19 protein-coding genes are annotated in these 16,205 nt (G+C 73.8%); 6 read left to right on the plus strand and 13 right to left on the minus strand.

Going from position 1 to position 16,205, the window contains the following annotated elements:
- The first annotated feature begins 345 nt into the window (after nucleotides 1–345).
- Nucleotides 346–1,674, plus strand: coding sequence for an ATP synthase F0 subunit B (locus tag KGD84_RS01925; RefSeq protein WP_220565461.1), 1,329 nt, complete (start codon nucleotides 346–348; stop codon nucleotides 1,672–1,674).
- Nucleotides 1,675–1,797: 123 nt separating this feature from the next.
- Nucleotides 1,798–2,247 carry a GNAT family N-acetyltransferase gene (locus tag KGD84_RS01930; protein ID WP_220564410.1) on the plus strand — a complete coding sequence of 150 codons (450 nt, stop codon included), beginning with the start codon at nucleotides 1,798–1,800 and terminating at the stop codon, nucleotides 2,245–2,247.
- Between the two features lie 36 nt (nucleotides 2,248–2,283).
- Here the strand turns inward: KGD84_RS01930 and KGD84_RS01935 are convergent, their stop codons facing one another.
- Nucleotides 2,284–3,921 (minus strand): MDR family MFS transporter, encoded by a 1,638-nt coding sequence (locus KGD84_RS01935; protein ID WP_370634646.1) that lies wholly within the window; start codon nucleotides 3,919–3,921, stop codon nucleotides 2,284–2,286.
- A gap of 196 nt (nucleotides 3,922–4,117) precedes the next feature.
- Between KGD84_RS01935 and KGD84_RS01940 the strand changes: the two genes are divergently transcribed.
- A complete protein-coding gene (locus tag KGD84_RS01940) occupies nucleotides 4,118–4,714 on the plus strand; it encodes a TetR/AcrR family transcriptional regulator (RefSeq protein ID WP_220564411.1) in 597 nt (198 codons plus the stop codon).
- A 222-nt stretch (nucleotides 4,715–4,936) separates the two neighbouring features.
- Nucleotides 4,937–5,596 (plus strand): class I SAM-dependent methyltransferase, encoded by a 660-nt coding sequence (locus KGD84_RS01945; protein WP_220564412.1) that lies wholly within the window; start codon nucleotides 4,937–4,939, stop codon nucleotides 5,594–5,596.
- A gap of 349 nt (nucleotides 5,597–5,945) precedes the next feature.
- Here the strand turns inward: KGD84_RS01945 and KGD84_RS01950 are convergent, their stop codons facing one another.
- From KGD84_RS01950 to KGD84_RS02000, 11 genes are all read right to left on the minus strand, one after another.
- A complete protein-coding gene (locus KGD84_RS01950; protein WP_220564413.1) occupies nucleotides 5,946–6,410 on the minus strand; it encodes a gas vesicle protein K in 465 nt (154 codons plus the stop codon).
- A gap of 29 nt (nucleotides 6,411–6,439) precedes the next feature.
- The gene (locus KGD84_RS01955; protein ID WP_220564414.1) at nucleotides 6,440–6,742 is read right to left on the minus strand and encodes a gas vesicle protein; all 303 of its coding nucleotides are present in this window, start codon (nucleotides 6,740–6,742) and stop codon (nucleotides 6,440–6,442) included.
- Complete coding sequence (locus KGD84_RS01960) at nucleotides 6,739–7,533, minus strand: GvpL/GvpF family gas vesicle protein (protein WP_220564415.1); 795 nt, start codon at nucleotides 7,531–7,533, stop codon at nucleotides 6,739–6,741. Before KGD84_RS01960 ends, KGD84_RS01955 begins: the two co-directional genes overlap by 4 nt.
- A complete protein-coding gene (locus tag KGD84_RS01965; protein ID WP_220564416.1) occupies nucleotides 7,520–7,942 on the minus strand; it encodes a gas vesicle protein in 423 nt (140 codons plus the stop codon). The genes KGD84_RS01960 and KGD84_RS01965 overlap by 14 nt, the downstream gene beginning before the upstream one ends.
- Nucleotides 7,943–8,039: 97 nt before the next feature.
- Nucleotides 8,040–9,224, minus strand: coding sequence for an SRPBCC family protein (locus tag KGD84_RS01970; RefSeq protein WP_255646970.1), 1,185 nt, complete (start codon nucleotides 9,222–9,224; stop codon nucleotides 8,040–8,042).
- Entirely contained in the window at nucleotides 9,211–9,816 is a 606-nt protein-coding gene (locus KGD84_RS01975; protein ID WP_220564418.1) for a hypothetical protein, read from the minus strand. The genes KGD84_RS01970 and KGD84_RS01975 overlap by 14 nt, the downstream gene beginning before the upstream one ends.
- 11 nt (nucleotides 9,817–9,827) lie before the next feature.
- Nucleotides 9,828–10,085 carry a gas vesicle protein GvpG gene (locus KGD84_RS01980; protein ID WP_220564419.1) on the minus strand — a complete coding sequence of 86 codons (258 nt, stop codon included), beginning with the start codon at nucleotides 10,083–10,085 and terminating at the stop codon, nucleotides 9,828–9,830.
- A gap of 12 nt (nucleotides 10,086–10,097) precedes the next feature.
- The gene (locus tag KGD84_RS01985; protein WP_220564420.1) at nucleotides 10,098–10,850 is read right to left on the minus strand and encodes a GvpL/GvpF family gas vesicle protein; all 753 of its coding nucleotides are present in this window, start codon (nucleotides 10,848–10,850) and stop codon (nucleotides 10,098–10,100) included.
- Complete coding sequence (gene gvpJ, locus KGD84_RS01990) at nucleotides 10,847–11,269, minus strand: gas vesicle protein GvpJ (RefSeq protein WP_220564421.1); 423 nt, start codon at nucleotides 11,267–11,269, stop codon at nucleotides 10,847–10,849. Before gvpJ ends, KGD84_RS01985 begins: the two co-directional genes overlap by 4 nt.
- 65 nt (nucleotides 11,270–11,334) lie before the next feature.
- Complete coding sequence (locus KGD84_RS01995; RefSeq protein WP_220564422.1) at nucleotides 11,335–11,640, minus strand: gas vesicle protein GvpO; 306 nt, start codon at nucleotides 11,638–11,640, stop codon at nucleotides 11,335–11,337.
- Between the two features lie 877 nt (nucleotides 11,641–12,517).
- Complete coding sequence (locus tag KGD84_RS02000; protein WP_220564423.1) at nucleotides 12,518–12,898, minus strand: RidA family protein; 381 nt, start codon at nucleotides 12,896–12,898, stop codon at nucleotides 12,518–12,520.
- Nucleotides 12,899–13,163: 265 nt separating this feature from the next.
- Between KGD84_RS02000 and KGD84_RS02005 the strand changes: the two genes are divergently transcribed.
- Both KGD84_RS02005 and KGD84_RS02010 read left to right on the plus strand, forming a co-directional pair.
- On the plus strand, nucleotides 13,164–14,783 hold the full coding sequence (locus KGD84_RS02005; protein ID WP_220564424.1) for an N-acyl-D-amino-acid deacylase family protein: 1,620 nt from the start codon (nucleotides 13,164–13,166) through the stop codon (nucleotides 14,781–14,783).
- Nucleotides 14,780–15,721, plus strand: coding sequence for a sugar kinase (locus KGD84_RS02010; RefSeq protein WP_220564425.1), 942 nt, complete (start codon nucleotides 14,780–14,782; stop codon nucleotides 15,719–15,721). The genes KGD84_RS02005 and KGD84_RS02010 overlap by 4 nt, the downstream gene beginning before the upstream one ends.
- On the opposite strand, the gene KGD84_RS02015 is transcribed toward KGD84_RS02010, so the two are convergent.
- Nucleotides 15,711–16,028: a hypothetical protein gene (locus KGD84_RS02015; protein ID WP_220564426.1), complete on the minus strand. Its 318-nt coding sequence runs from the start codon at nucleotides 16,026–16,028 to the stop codon at nucleotides 15,711–15,713. The genes KGD84_RS02010 and KGD84_RS02015 overlap by 11 nt on opposite strands.
- Between the last annotated feature and the right edge of the window lie 177 nt (nucleotides 16,029–16,205).

Raw genomic sequence — 16,205 nt, forward strand, 5'->3', positions numbered from 1 at the left:
CGGAAGGCGGCGAAGTTGACCGCTCCGCCCCCGCGCGGGGATGATCGCGCATACCTTAGTAAGAACGTGATCGTAGGCCGCACGCCGATGTCCCCCTCGGGACCCTTGACGGGGTGTAGCGGCGTGTGCCTACCGTGGTCGTTCGGTCGTCCACAGTGTGACGCTCCGCGCCCGGCCGTTCCCCTCGTGCGGTCGAGGTCGCGGTGAAAAAGGACACTCGCCCACGGAGCATGCTTTACACGGGCTTGCGGGTGTTCACCGGACAATGGGGTACGGGGCAAGTCTCACCAGCTGCGACGTGCAGCCGATGACGGTGTACTAGGACATGAAAGGCACATGAGCGATATGTTGCCGGGTAGCGGACTGCAACAGGACATGTTCCCGACGGTGCGCAAGGGCGGTTACGACAAGGCGTCGGTCGACGAGCGCTTCATTCGTCTGAACAACGACAACCAGAGTCTGCGCCAGCGTCTCAACCAGATGGACGACGAGCTGGAGCAGTACAAGCGCGACCTGGCGGTCGCCCGTGAGAAGGCCCAGACCAAGCCCGAGCACGAGCAGATCAGCGAGCGCATGGCCGAGATCCTCCGCATCGCGGAGGAGGAGGCGAACGAGCGCCGGGCCAAGGTGGACTCCGAGGTGCAGGAGGCCCGGAAGCGGGCCCAGGAGGAGATCGCCAAGCTCCGCAAGGACGCCGAGGACCACGCCGAGCGCATCATCTCCTCCGCGCGCTCGGAGGCCACCGAGATGGTCACCGGCGCCAAGAAGGAGTCGGACCAGCTCCGCGAGCAGGCCCGCCAGGAGGGCGAGCGCCGCCTGGGCGAGGCCGAGGCGCGGGCCAAGAAGATCCACGACACCGCCGACCGCAGGCTCGCGACGCTGACCGCGACGCACTCCGAGGCGCTGCGCCGCCTGCGCGACATGCACTCCACGCTGGCCGACCTGGTCGCGGCGGAGGACAAGGCGGGGGCGCTGGAGACCGGTCTGACCCGTGAGGAGAACGTCTCCCCGGCACCGGCCAAGCCCGCTCAGCCCGCCAAGCCCGCTCCCGCCAAGCCGGAGCAGGCCAAGCCGGCTCCCGCCAAGCCCGAGCCGGAGGCCGCCAAGGCGCCCGGCCCGGTCGCGACGGAGCCCGCGGCCCAGGTCGAGGCCAGGACCGAGGTCTTCACGCCCAAGCCCAAGCCGGAGCAGGCCAAGCCCGCTCCCGCCAAGCCGGAGCAGGCCAAGCCCGCACCCGAGGCCGCCAAGCCCGCTCAGCCCGCCAAGCCCGCGGAGGCCCCCAGGCCGGAGCCGGCCCCGGACGAGGCCACCATCCGGATCACCTCCCTTCCCGAGGTCCCGGACGAGTCCACGGTGCGGATCAAGCCCAACCCGCGGCCCCAGGGCCCGGCCCAGGGCCAGGAGCCCAAGGGCCCGCAGGCCGAGGCCCCGCGTCCCCCGCAGGGCGCGCGGTTCACCGGCCCCGCCCCCGAGGGCGGCCCGCAGGCCCCGCAGGGCACCGGCCCGCAGGCCCCCCAGGGCACGGGACCGCAGGCTCCGCAGGGCACCGGCCCGCAGGCCCCGGCCTCCGCCGAGCCCGGCGGCGACCCGGGCATCACCGGCATCTACCGGCGTCCGGAGGGCGGCCAGCCGCCGTCGGGCGACGAGGGCGTGCGGGTCATCCGCAAGCCGTAGCGCCGGCGCCGCGCGCACGACGATTCCGGGGTGGGGACCGAGGTCCCCACCCCTGGTGTTTTATGTCCGGTTGTAGGGCGACGTCCGCCTTGTCGCGGGAGGTCGGCTACCATTCCGGAAGCCATGATTATCCGCGCGGCCATCCGGTCCGACCTCGGTGCGATTCTGCGTCTCCTCCGCGAACTCGGCGATACGACCCACACGCAGAGCGCTCACGTCCGCATGTCCTCCGCGGCCGTGCGCGCCTGGACCCGGATGGAGAACGACCCGGACCGCACCGTCCTGGTCGCCGAGCAGCGGGGCCAGATCATCGGCACCCTCGACCTGCTGGTGGTCGCCAACCTCACCCACGACGCCCAGCCCTGGGCGGTGGCCGACAACCTCGTCGTCGACCCGAACCTGCGCCGCCGCGGCATCGGCCGGGCCCTGATGGAGGACGCGCTGGACCGCGCCTCCCGGGCCGGGTGCTACAAGGTGGAGCTGCTGTCCCACGAGAGCAGGCGGGGGGCCCACGAGTTCTACAGGGCCCTCGGCTTCTCCGACTCCGCCGAGGGCTTCCGCCGCTACCTCTGACCCGTGCCCCGGGCGTCCGCTCCGGGCCCGCGGCGCCTACCGGCCCCGGGCCGGGGGACCGCCGCGCAGCGGCACGCCCCGCATGAACGCCACCGCGACCAGGCCCAGTACGGCGATGGGCACGCCCGCCAGGAACACTCCCTGCATCGCGTGGTCGAACGCGCCCACGATCACGTCGCGCACCGGACCCGGCAGCGTGTGCACCAGTTCCGGCGAACCCTGGGCCGCCCGGCCCGCCCCGGCCAGCTGCTCCGCCAGCTCCGCGGCGCCCGAGTCGGTCCCGCCCGCGGCGTCGGCCGCCGCCCGCTCCCGGGCCGCCGCCACCGCGGCCGCCAGCTCGGTGTTGAGCCGCCCGACCATCACCGCGCCGAACGCCGCCACGCCCGTGGCCCCGCCCAGGTTGCGGAAGAACACCACCGAGGCGGTGCCCGCGGCCATGTCGGCGGTGGGCAGGGAGCTCTGCGTGGCCAGCAGCAGGAGCTGCATGTTCAGGCCGAAGCCCAGCCCCACCAGGGCCTGCCCGGCGACCACCGAGGTCAGCCCCGGGTCCAGGTGCGCCAGGGAGAGCAGCACGAACCCGACCACGCACAGCACCATGCCGACGACCGGGTAGGCCTTCCAGCGGCCGCTGCCGCTCACGGCGTACCCGGAGCCGATCGAGGTGACCAGGAACGCCGCCACCAGCGGCAGCGTCATCATCCCCGACACGGTCGGGCTCATCCCGTGGACCATCTGGAGGTACTGCGGCATGTAGATGATCAGGCCGAACATCATCATGCCCACGCACACCGACGCCGCCGAGGACAGCACGAACGTCCGGTCGCGGAACAGCCGGGCCGGGATGATCGCCTCGCGCGCCCGCCGCTCCACGACCACCGCGCCCGCCGTCAGCAGCACCGCGGCGGCGCCCAGGCCGATCGCGAGCGGCGAGGTCCAGGCGATCTGGGTGCCGCCCAGGCTGAGCAGCACGATCGCGGTGCTGGCCGCCCCGAAGATCAGGGCGGCGCCGGTGTAGTCGACCGGGGCGTCGCGCCGGGGCGTGAACGGCATGGTGAACATGAACTGGATGACCACGAACGCGAACACCGCCAGCGGCACCGTGATCAGGAAGCACCAGCGCCACCCCAGCGGGCTGTCCACCAGGAACCCGCCGACCAGCGGCCCGAGCACCGTGGACACCCCGAACACCATGCCGATGAGGCCGCTGTAGCGGCCGCGCTCGCGGGGGGCCACCACGTCGCCCAGGATGATGTTGGGCAGCGTGGCCAGACCGCCCACGCCCAGGCCCTGGAGGGCGCGGGCGGCGATCAGCCAGTTGATGTCCTGGGCCAGCCCGGCCGCGACCGACGCGACGATGAAGATGCCCAGGGACACCTGGAACAGCAGCTTGCGGCCCCAGATGTCGGAGAGCTTGCCCCACACGGGGGTCGAGGCGGTCATGGTGAGCAGGGCGGCGGTCGCCACCCACGCCAGCCGGTCCTGTCCGCCGAGTTCGCCCATGATCGTCGGCAGCGCGGTGCCGATGATGGAGTTGGTGAGCATCGAGGTGAGCATCGCCAGGACGAGGCCGACCATGATGCGCCGGACCACCCTGGGGGAGGGGAGGACCTGGGCGTGGGGATCGGGCGGTTCCGGGGTACGGGGGACGGATGCACTGCGTACTGCCTGTTCCAACGAGATCCCTCATCCCGGACACACGAAAGGCCCCGCGGCGTATTGCCGGGGGCGGAATGTCCATCTCCAGGTATAGGTAAACGGTGTTGACCTTGTCAAGTCGATATCACCGGGGACGATTCGGTAGGCGAACCGGCAGCCGGGGTGTCAACCTGGAATCCGCACAGTCAGAGCAGGTCCGCCGAAGGGTGTGGAGATGGACGGTACGGACGGAACCGGAAGCGGTGCCGGGCCCGCCCGCGGCCGCGAGGCGACCAGAGAGCGCATCCTGGCCAGTGCCCGGGAGCTCTTCACGGAGGAGGGCTACGGCGCCGTGTCCTCGCGCAAGATCGCCGCGCACGCCGGGGTCAACGTCGCCCTGATCAACCGCTACTTCGGCGCCAAGCGCGGCCTGCTCACCGAGATCCTGCGCGAGGACGGCGTCTTCCCCGGCCTGATCGAGGGGGACCGGGACACCCTCACCCGGCGGCTGGCCGAGCACGTGGTGAGCCGCCTGCACGGCGAGAGCAGCGCCCTCCAGCGCGCCTTGGACCACTCGGCGGGCGACCCCGACCTCCAGGCGGTCTACCAGGGGCGCATCACCAGCGCCCTGATCGACCCCCTGGAGGCCTACCTCGGCGGCGGCACCGGAGCGCGCGCGAACGCCTCCCTGGTGACCGCGCTGATGCTGGGCATCACCCGGGTCCGCCTGGTCGAGGGCGCCACGGCGCTGCGCGCCCAGGCCCGGGAGGACCTCACCCGCCGGGTCGAGGCGCTCCTCGACCTGTGCCTGGAGGACTTCGCCGGGGAGTGACCCCGCCCGCCGCCCGGTACCTCCCGGCCGTCGTCCGCCGACGCCCTCCCGTCGCCCGCCACCGCCCTCGAAGGACGGCCTGCGGCCGGCCCGCCTTCCGGGGGCGGCCCTCGACCGACGGCACCTCCCACGGACGGCCTGCGGGCCCTGTTTTGCCGGATCGGCAAGGAGAGTGGCGTACCGGGGCCCCGGCGGTGAGTCTGGTCGTGGAGGTGGTCGACGATGACCGATGAGCAGTTCCCCGACGCGCCCCCGCCGGAGATGTTCCGCGCGGAGTACTGGGACGAGCGCTTCGCCGCGCCGGAGCGGATCTGGAGCGGGAACCCCAACGTCGCGCTGGTGGCCGAGGCGGCCGGCCTGGAGCCGGGCCGGGCGCTGGAGGTCGGCAGCGGCGAGGGCGACGACGCCCGGTGGCTGGCCGAGCGGGGCTGGGAGGTGACCGCCACGGACATCTCCGCGGTGGCCCTGGAGAAGGCGGCCGCCCGGGTCGCCGAGCAGGTGCCCGAGGCCGCCGCCCGGATCACGTGGCGGCAGGCCGACATCTACACGTGGGTGCCGCCGGAGGGCGCCTACGACCTGGTGACCTCGCACTACCTGCCGCCGCGCCCGGAGCGGCGGGCGGAGGTGTTCGGCGGGCTGGCCGCGGCGGTCGCCCCGGGCGGGACCCTGCTGCTGGTCTCCCACGCCCTGCGCGACCTGGAGGACGGGGTGCCGCGCCCGCCGTGGCCGGAGATGTTCCCGACCCTGGAGGACATGGCGGCCCTGGTCCCCGAGGACCGCTGGGAGACGGTGACCCTGGAGGAGCGGCCGCGCCCGGCCGTCTACAACGGCACCGAGTACACCATCCACGACGTGGTCCTGCGCGCCCGCCGCCGCTCCTGACGCCGGGGCCCGCCCGCCGTCCCCGCGGACGGCGGGCGGACCCGTACCCGGCCGCGGGCCGCGCCCCGGGCCCGCCTCGGCGGCGCGGGGCGCCCGGCGCCCCGCCGCCGAGACGGGACCCGGAGACGCCCGTGTCCGGGCGCTGCGGTCTCACGCGCCCGCGGTCGGGTGCCGCGCGCCGGGGCCCGGAGGAGCCTGCGTCCGGGCGCCGCGGTCTCGTGCGCCTGCGTCCGGGCGCCATGGTCTTGTGCGCCTATGGTCGGGTGCCGCGCGCCGGAACCTGGAGGTGCCTGCGTTCGGGCGCTGCGGTCTCACGCGCCCGCGGTCGGGTGCCGCGCGGCGCGCGGTCCTACCCCTCGGGATCGCGCGGAAGCAGGGAGCCCAGCGGCCCCAGGTCCAGGTTGAGGTCGGCGGCGGTGAGGCCGTAGCGGTCGCGCAGCTCGGTCATGCGCTCCTCCAGCAGCATGAGGGTCATGCCGATCCGCTCCTCCTGGTCCTCGGTGAGGTCCCCCTGGTCCACGCGCCGCAGGGCCTGCCTCTCCATGAGCTGCCGCACGAGCTCGACCACGGTGAGCACGAGCTTGATCAGGTCGCGCTCGACCGTGTCGGGCTCGGTCTCGATGCGGTGGCGGAGCCGCTGCCGGGCCGAACCGGAGTGCGCGCCCGCGCCCTCCTCCCGCCGCTCCGCCGTCGCGTCCAGCACGTCCCGGAGCGGAGCGAGGACGCCGTCCACACCGTTCGCGCCGGCCTCCCGCGCCTCGTCCGGGTCCGCGCGGGCCGTGGTCCCCGGAGGGCGTCCGTCCGTCTCCGACATCGCTTCACCCCTTCCCGGGCGGGTTCCCGTCATGGCCGGATCCACCCGCTCAGGGGGTGGCCGTGCTCCCAGGGCGAGGGCACGTCCTCGTTGATCGACGAGACCAGCGCGCGCAGGGAGATCCTGACGAGGTCCACGTCCGCGATGGACACGGTCACGTCCCCGGTGATCATCACGCCCTTGGCCAGGACCCTGTCGAGGAGGTCGACCAGGGAGATCTCGCGGTCGGCCAGGGGGAGGTCCTCGTCGAGCACCGTGGTCAGGGATCGGGCCTCCCCGAAGGGGGAGCCGTCCGCCGGCGGTCCTTCCCTCTCCCGGGGCGCCGGGCTCACGTCCCCTCCCCGTCCGTGCGCAGGGACGCGAACGAATAGGGGGTCCACGGCCCGGAGGCCTCCACCCTGGTGCCCTCCGGCGCCTCGGCCGCCAGCGCCTCCACGGCCCCGACGAACTCCGCCGCCCGCCCCCGGTCCACGAGGTAGGCGCTGTTCATGACGTTCTCGCCGGAGGACTCCGACAGGGCCGCGTTCTGCGGCTGGTGCCGCACCCGGGCGAGGGAGTGCCGCTCCAGGGCCAGGGACACGCGCTCGCACAGGTCGGACGCCTTCTCCCACGTGTCGTCGCGCCGGTCGCGCTGCTCCCTGCGCCTGCGCAGATACGCCTTGCCCGGGCTCTCCCCGGGGAGGGGGGCCGCGGGTTCGGGGGCGCGCGCCGGGCGGGCCGCCTCGGCGTACACCTTCACCCCGAACTCGACCCGGCCCGCCAGGGAGTCCAGGGTCTCCTCGAAGGCCGCGGCGTTCTCGTCGAGCACCTCCCGCACCCGGTCGTCGCTCCGGTAGACGGTGGCCAGCCTCAGGGGGGCGGTCACCGACCGCGCGGCCACCCCGGCCACGACGCCGTGGTGCGCCCGCGCCACCTCCTCCAGCCACCGGAGGTCTTCCAGCCTGGTGCGCAGGGCCTGTTCGTCGAACTCGGCGGCGGGGACGGTGCTGATCACGGCGGCGAGCCCGCCCCGGGTGACGAGGTGGACGGGGTGGCCGCCCACACCGGTGAGCCCGTCGAGCTCCCCGGGGTCGAAGGGCCGGCACACGGCGTAGGCGTAACTCGCCTGTTCAGCCCGGTTCATGGCCGTCCTCCTCCAGCCGTTCCGTCCTCGCGTCCTCGACGGAGGCCGCCGCCTCCGGCGCCTCCACCTGCCCCGCCCGGTGCTCCTCCAGGGCCGCGAGGCGCTCGCGCAGCCGCTCGTTCTCCGCGGCCAGCTCGTCGTTCCGGCGCCGGGAGGCACCGGAGGACAGCGCCGGGTCGTGCTCCCACCAGTCGATGCCCATCTCCTTGGCCTTGTCGACCGAGGCGACGAGCAGCCGGAGCTTGACCGTGAGGAGTTCGATGTCCAGCAGGTTGATCTTGATGTCGCCCGCGATCACGACGCCCTTGTCGAGAACGCGTTCCAGGACGTCGGCCAGATTGGCGGACGACGCCCTTCCCGAAGGGCGGATCTCGCTGGGACCGCCCCGCCAGGGTGTGGGTTCACTCATGGGTATCGGCCCTCCGTCCGCGCCGTCTCCGCGGGTCCGGTGTCACGTGCGCGCGCCCGGCGGCGGAGCCGCGGCCCGCTGCGCCGGGCGCCCCCTCTCAGCGCGGCTCGGGCTCGTCCTCCTCGTCATCCTCGATCTCCTCCCCGTCCTCCAGGTCATCCCCGTCCTCCTCGAAGTCCTCCTCATCGAGGTCCTCGTCCTCGAGGTCCTCGTCCTCGAGGTCCTCGTCCTCGGCGGGCTCCTCCTCGGCCCCGTCCTCGGGCTCGTCCTCCTCGTCCTCGAACCCCTCGTCGGGACCGCCCTCCGGGCCGTTCCGTCCGCGCTCGGCGCCCAAGGCGGCGAGCGCCTCCCGCTCCTCGTCGTCCAGCCCGGCGAGCTCCTCGCGCTCCTCGGGGGACAGGTCCTCGAGTTCGGCCCACTCCCGCGCGGTGAGGCCCGCCTCCTCCAGGGCGAGGGCGTCCTCGTGCGAGAGGACCACCTCGCCCCCGCGGATCTCGCCGCGCCAGCCCTCGACCTCGCGCTCCCCCTCGCGGCCGAGCATCATCACCCGGCGCCGGTAGTTCTTGAAGTCCGCGCGCACGCGCCTGCCCTGGGCCCGCCACAGGTTGCCGGTGCGCTCCATGAGGCCCTTGGGCCGGTACTCGATGAGCAGCAGGACCCGGGTCAGGGACGGCCCCAGGGCGTGGAAGGTGACGACCCCCCGCATCGTGCCCTTGTCGCTCTCCGTGGACCACGCGATCCGCTCGTCCGGGACCTGCTCGGTGACCACGGCGTCCCAGCTGCGGCTGGACCAGAAGATCCTGCCCTCCCAGTGGGAGGAGGCGTCGCCGGTCCTCTCCACGTTCCGCACGCCCCTGGTGAACGCGCCGAACTCCGGGAGGCGGGTCCACTGGTCGTAGGCCACGCGGACGGGGACGCCCACGTCGAGGTCCTCGGTGATGACCACCGGAGGGGCCCCGTCCGAACCGGAGTCCTTCCCGCGGAAGATCCGCTCGGCCCTGCGGCCCAGCCCCCGGGCCCCGCCGGAGACGAGGGCGCTCGCGGCGTTCTTCCCCTCCGCGAGCCTGCTCCCCACCTCGGCGGCGACCGGGGACGAGGAGGAGTCCCCGGAACCGAGGCGCTCCACGGCGGAGCCGAGCCTGCGCGCGGCCCCGTGGACCAGGCTGCTCGCCTTGACCGAGAGGTAGTCCTGGAGGGCGTCGGCGAGCCGGGACGTCCCCTCGTGTTCGTCGGCCGCGGCCCGCAGGCGCGCCAGCGGGCCGGCCTCCTCAGTCCTCGTCACGGTCCTCCCCCTCGTCATCGGCGGCGCGCTTGCGCCGGGAGGCGGTCTTGCGCGCGGCGCCCGCGGTCCGCCCGGCGGCACTCTTGGCCCGCTCGGCCCCCGACCGGGCGCGCCCGCGCTTGCGGGTCCCCTTCGCTCCGGAGGTCCCGCCCTTCGCCGAGCCCTCGTCCTCGGAGGAGTCCTCCTTCTCCGGCTCCTCCGGCGGGCCCCCGTCCTCCGACTCGGCCTCGGCATCCGGCCGGCCGTCCCCGGAGTCCTCGGAGCCGCCCTTCTCGGGGGCGAGGCCCTCGCGCAGGCGCGAGGTCCGGTTCTCGAGGGACTCGGCCAGACCGCCGGCCCACCTGTCGGCGATGCCGCCCACCGCCGCCCTGCCGGCCTCGACCAGCTGCTCACGGGACTGGAGCTTCAGATCACCGACCGCGGGCAGGGAGGAGACCTCCTTGAGCAGGTCCCGTCCGATCCTGCGCGGGTCGATGTCGAGCTTCTTCGCCCCCAGGTAGAGGCCGAGCGCGATGGCGAGCTTCAGCTTCCTCCGTCGTCCCAGGACGTAACCGCCCGCCACCGCGGCCACGATCTTGGCTGTGTCCCCCACCGGGTCTCACCTCACTGGTCTCTCGTCGTTCCCCGCTGGAACTCCTCGGCCTCTTCCAGCCGGTCCAGCAGTTCGTCCTCGGCCCGGTCGAAATCGCTCTCGGAGATCTCACCGCGGTCGAGGCGGTCGGACAGCTCCGCGAGCTCGGAGCGGATACGGGCCGGGTCGTACGCCTCCCGCTCCGCCGCGCCCACCACCTGGTGCATCGTCCAGTCCACGAAACGGACGGGAGCCAGGGGGGCGCTGAGGATGGCACTGAGAATTCCCATGGCGCTCCTCGGTCAGGGGCCGTCGGGCCCCGACGGCCGGTTCGGAGGAGGGGTCACGAAGCTGTACGGGGGCAGGGGGCCGTTGACCCGGATCTCCATGGAGGAGCCCGCCTCCTGCTGGAGCCGCGCCGCCTCCTTCAGGAAGCCCTCGACGCGGTCCCGGGGGACGAGGAAGGAGGTGTTCACGAAGGACGCCCCCACGGGCTCGCCCTCGCCGACGCCGTCGGCGAAGCCCTGGAGCGGCCGCAGCACGGCGGCGTCCCTGCGGCGCAGCTCCTCCACCGCGTGGTGGACCCGTTCGCCGAAGGCCATGCGCTCGGCGGGGCTCCCGCCCCCGGCCTCGCGGAGGGCCTCGTTCTCGGCCCGCAGGCCCGCGTCGCCGCGCAGCGCCTCGGCCAGGACGGCCTCCTCGACGTGCTCGGCCTTGACGTTGAACTCCACCCGGTCCCGGAGCCGGTCGAGCAGTTCGGAGTAGTGGTCCGCGGAGCGGGCGAGCTCCGCGGCCACCGCATCGTCGTCCTCGCTCAGGGAGCCGAAGCGCAGGGGCAGGACGGCGCCCGCCTCGGCCAGGTCCTGGAGCACGTTCTGGTGGGCGGTGAGGTCCCGCCGCTTCGCCCGGAGCCCCTCGGGCGCGTCGCTGACGGCGGCGGCCAGGCCGCTGCCGCGGACGAAGCGGACCGGGGCCCCCTCCTCGCCCACGCCGCTCAGCTTCATTCCGTCGAGGTCGTCCCTGTCGCGGACGATCCCGTAGACGTAGGTGCTCACTCCTCTTCCTCCTTCTTGGCCGAGGTGCGGCGGCGCGAGGAACGGGCGGGCTGCTTCTCCTTCTCCTTCTCGTCCGACTTCCCGCTGGAGAAGGAGTCGGAGATGGCCTCGGCCGCACCGGCGATCGCGCCCTTGGACTTGCTGCGGGCGCCCTTCTCCATGCCTCCGTTGACCAGGTCGGGCAGGCCCGCGCCACCACTGCTGGTGAGGTCCAGCCGGTTGCACGCCTCCGCGAAGCGCAGGTAGGTGTCGACGCTGGCCACCACGATCCGCACGTCCACCGTGAGCAGTTCGATGCCCACGAGCGAGACCCTGGCGAACACGTCGATCACCAGCCCCTTGTCCAAGATGAGGTCCAAGACCTCGTAAAGGTTGCCCGAGCTGCGGCCCCCTCCACCTGACTGCTGCACCACCGTCATCGGAATCTCCCCTTTCCGTACGGTTCTTCCGTCTGGTCGGACGCGCTCGTCCCGTCCCCCCGGCCTCAGCGGCCGTCGGACCGGCCCCGGGTGTAGCGCTCGGTGCGCCGGTAGCCCTGGAGCTCTCCGTCCGAATCGATCCGGACGGAGTACGTGGCCAGGAGGCTCACCGTGTCGGGGATCCGGCGCAACTCGACGACCTCGAAGGTCAGAACCCAGCCGTCGTCGGACGACTCGAAGCCGGAGACGCCTTCGACCTCCAGTCCGGTGAGTTCCTCGAACTGCTCCTGGGCCTCGCGCAGGCGACGCATCATCGACTTCCGCCCTTCCGTGCGCGAGGACGACTCCTGGTCCCTGCCGTCCTGACTCATGGATCTCCTGTCGGCCCATTACCGACTTTTCCCTGCCATGGCGTGTTCTCCGCCGACTAGCCCCAATGGCTCAAGCCAAACATCTCCCAGGTCAAAGGTGGGTCACCGATGCGGCGGATTCGCTTTTCCCGGGCGCGCGGCGGCGCGGGAGGGGTCCGTCGGCCGGTCCGCGCCGGACCGGGCACGCCTGCGAACCGCGGCAGCGGGGGTGTCTGCGCGCCGCCGGACCGGGCGCGCTTACGGGCCGTTCGACCGGGGCGTCTGTGGGCCGCGGGAGCGGAGGTGCTTGTGTGCTGCGGGGACGGAGGTGGGGCGGCGGGAACGTGGGCGGTCCGGGCGTGCCTGTGGATCGCGGGAGTGGGTGCGCCTGTGGGCTGTGGGGCCGGGGGTGCTTGTGTGCTGCGGGAGCGGAGGCGAGGGGTGCGGGGGAGACGGAACCGGGGCGGTCCGGGTGGCCGCAGGGCCGCGTGCGCTTTCGGGGGCACGGGAGGGAGCGGGTGCGGGGGAGGCGGGCACGGCGCCCGCGGGGAGGGGCGGTCCGGGCGTACTTGTGGATCGCGGGAGCGGGTGCGTCTGCGGGTCGTTCGACCGGGGCGTCTGTGGGCTGTGGGGTCGGGGGTGCTTGTGTGCTGCGGGAGCGGAGGCGAGGGGCGCGGGGGAGACGGGACCGGGGCGGTCCGGGTGGCCGCAGGGCCGCGTGCGCCTTCGGGGGTGCGGGAGGGAGCGGGTGCGGGGGAGGCGGGCACGGTGCCCGCGGGGAGGGGCGGCGGGATCGGCGGGCGGGCCCGGAGCGCAGCCGGGCCCGCGGGGCCCCCGGGACGGGCCCGGGAACGCATCGGGGCGGCGCCCCCGCCGGGGGCGCCGCCCCGCACGGGCGCTAGTCGCGGAGCTTGGCGACGACGTCGATCTCCACCAGGATGTCGGCGAGGTCGGAGCCCACGGTGGTGCGCACCGGGTAGGGGGCGCTGAAGTGCTGCTCGTACACCGCGTTGTACTCGGCGAAGTCGCGCTTGAGGTGCTCCAGGTGCACCGTGGTCTTGACGACGTCGTCGAGGGTCAGGCCGTGCTCGGCCAGCACGGCGGAGATGTTGGCCAGGACCTGCGCGGTCTGCTCCCCGACGGTCGGGGCGACCTCGCCGGTCGCCGGGTCCTGCGGGCCGAAGCCCGCGGTGAAGAGGAACCCGCCCGCGACGATCCCCTGGCTGTAGGCGCCGGCGGGGGCGGGGGCGTTGTCCGTACGGACCGCCTTCTTGGACATCCGTGGTCTCCTTGTGGTCGCGGGTCTCGCGTGCCGGGCCCGCCTCGTCGATAATGCCTGTACCGACGTGCTTACGGATGCACATGCGAATGCGCACACCGGTGCACACGTCGAGCGGCGGGGCGGCCTGGATCACGCTTATTGGCAACAAAGTTACCGATTTTGTTCCCGGAAGCGTATCTTGGCCTCACCGACATCCGGTCGACGACACACCCGGCCGGTCGGTCCCCCGAGCGGTGACCCGACCCCCTGAGTGGAGGACACAGTGCAGCCCGAGACCGTATTGGCCGGGGGACGGGTGGTCGACGGCACCGGCGGACCCTCCAGGCCCGCCGACGTCGTGCTGCGCGGCGACCGCATCGCCCACATCGTCCCACCCGGCGCCGGCCGGCGGATGACCGGCACCGGCGGCGGACCCGCCGAGGTCGTCGACATCTCGGGGCGCGTGCTGGCACCCGGGTTCATCGACATGCACTCCCACTCCGACCTCGCCGTGCTGGCCGACCCCGGGCACGAGGCCAAGGTCCTCCAGGGCGTCACCCTGGAGGTCGTCGGGCAGGACGGCCTGGGCTACGCCCCCGTCACCGACGACACCGTCGAGGAGCTGCGCGCCCAGCTCGCGGGCTGGAACGGCACCCCCGACCTGGACCACGCCTGGCGCGGCATCGGCGGCTACCTCGACCGGGTCGACGCCGGGGCGCCCGTCAACGTCGCCCACCTGGTCCCGCAGGGCAACGTCCGCATGGCCGTCCTGGGCGGCGAGGACCGCGCGCCCACCGGGGCGGAGCTCGACCGCATGCGCGCCATCGTCGCCGCCGGCATGGCCGACGGCGCGCACGGGCTCTCCTCCGGGCTCACCTACACCCCCGGCATGTACGCCACCGACGACGAGATCGTCGCGCTGCTGGCCCCCGTCCGCGAGGCGGGCGGCTACTACTGCCCCCACCACCGCAACTACGGCTCCCGCGTGGTGGAGTCCTACCAGGAGTGCCTGGACGTCGCCCGGCGCGCCCAGGTGGCCCTGCACCTGGCGCACTGCCACGTCAACTTCCCGCAGAACCGGGGCCGGGCGCCCGAGGTCCTGGACGCCATCGACGAGGCCACCGTCCGCCACGGCCTCGACGTCACGCTCGACTCCTACCCCTACCGGGCCAGCGCCACCTACCTGGGCGCACCGCTGCCCAGCTGGGCGCAGACCGGCGGCACCGCCGCCACCCTGGAGCGCCTGCGCGACCCGGCCACCCGCGCCCGCATCCTCCACGAGATCGAGGTGGAGGGCACGGACGGCAACCACGGCGTCCCCATGGACTGGTCCGCGATCGTGGTCACCGGCACCGCCGACCCCGGCCTCTCCTGGGCGGTCGGCGCGTCCGTCGCCGAGCTGGCCGCCCGCCGCGGCCGCGAGGCGGGCGACCTGTACATGGAGCTGCTCATCGCGGACGAGCTCCGCAGCGGCTGCCTGCTCCAGGTCGGCAACGAGGAGAACATCCGCACCATCATGCGGCACAGCTCCCACACCGCCGGCAGCGACGGCATCCTGGTCGGCGCCAAGCCCCACCCGCGCGGCTGGGGCACCTTCCCCCGCTACCTCGGCCACTACGTGCGCGAACTCGGGGTGCTCGGCCTGGAGGAGTGCGTCCGCCACCTCACCTCGCGCCCCGCGCGCCGGCTGGGCCTGGCCGACCGCGGCGTGGTCCAGCTCGGCGCCGTGGCCGACCTGGTGGTGTTCGACCCCGACACCGTCGACGCCCGCGCCACCTACGACGAACCCCGGCTCCCCCCGATCGGCATCGAGCACGTCCTGGTCGCCGGGGAGTTCACCGTCCGCGACGGGCGGCGGACCGACCGCCTGCCCGGCCGCTCCGTCCGAAGGGAACGGCGATGAGCACACCCACCCGGCCCGACGCGGTCTGCGTCGGCGAGACCATGGCGGTGCTGCACAGCGCCGAGCCGCTCGCCGCCGGAGCGAGCCTGACCCTGGGCACCGGCGGCGCGGAGTCCAACGTCGCCGTCGCCCTGGCCCGCCTGGGGCACACCGCCGCCTGGGTGAGCCGGGTGGGCGACGACCCCTTCGGCCGGATCGTCACCGACGCCGTCGCCGAACGGGGCGTGGACGTGAGCGGTGTGACCGTGGACCCCGGGCGCCCCACCGGCCTGTACGTCAAGGACACCGCGCCCGGCGGCGCCGGGGTCCTGTACTACCGCTCCTCCTCGGCCGCCTCTGCGCTGTCCGCCGTCGACGCCGACCGGGTGTGGTCGTTCGGGGCCCGGCTGGTCCACCTGTCCGGGATCACCCCGGCGCTGTCCGCCCAGGCCGCGGCCCTGGTCGAGCACCTGCTGACCGGGCACTCCGACGCCGGCGCCCTGCGCTCCTTCGACGTCAACCACCGGCCCGCGCTGTGGCCCGCCCGGGCCGCCGCCCACATCCTGCTGGACCTGGCCCGGCGCGCCGACGTCGTGTTCGTCGGCCGGGACGAGGCCGAACGCCTGTGGGGCACGCCCACCGCGGAGGACGTGCGCGCGGTGCTGCCGGAGGTCCCGACCCTGGTGGTCAAGGACGCCGAGCACGGCGCTACCTGCTTCTCCGGCGCCGACGCGGTGTTCGAGCCGTCCCCGGAGGTGGACGTGGTGGAGGCCGTGGGCGCGGGCGACGCGTTCGCCGCCGGGTTCCTGTCCGGGCTGCTGGACGGCCTGCCCGTGCGGAGCCGCCTGCGCCTGGGGCACGCGGTGGCGGGGGAGGTGCTGCGCTCGCGCGGCGACACCCTGGAGGACCCGCCCCGGAGCGTCGCGGAGATCCGGGAGGGCGGTCCCGTCAGCCGATGACGATGGCGCCCGCCAGGACGGGGTCGCCGAAGCTCACGCTGCCGTGCCCGGAGGCGAGCGCGCGGCTGCCCTGGCAGCTGGTCCCGGCGAACAGCGCGAACTTGACCTTGGCCTCGGTGGCGATCGCGGTGACCCCGCCCTGGCCGGTCTTGAGCGCGCGGCAGCCGCCCTGCTCCACCGTCTGCTGGAAGCCGGACTCGAAGGTGATCTTCACCGGGGGCGCCTGGTCCTCCCGGCTGGACAGCCCTGCGATGGCTCCGGCGATGGTGGCGGACATGGTGGCGAGGTTCGCGGGGCGAATCGGCACGGGGCTCCCCTTCACGGCCGGCCTCGTCCGGCGTGCCGCCCGACGAGGTCCTGATCACGCTCTGTCACGTGTCTACAGGGGTCATTTAGCTACACGCGTGCGGCGAACGAGGGGAGCGCGGCCGGAGTGTCGGCGGATTTCTCCGTGTGGGACCGCATCCGTCGACGGACAAGCCGG

Origin of the sequence: Nocardiopsis changdeensis (assembly GCF_018316655.1) — a bacterium.
Classification (GTDB): Bacteria; Actinomycetota; Actinomycetes; order Streptosporangiales; family Streptosporangiaceae; genus Nocardiopsis; species Nocardiopsis changdeensis.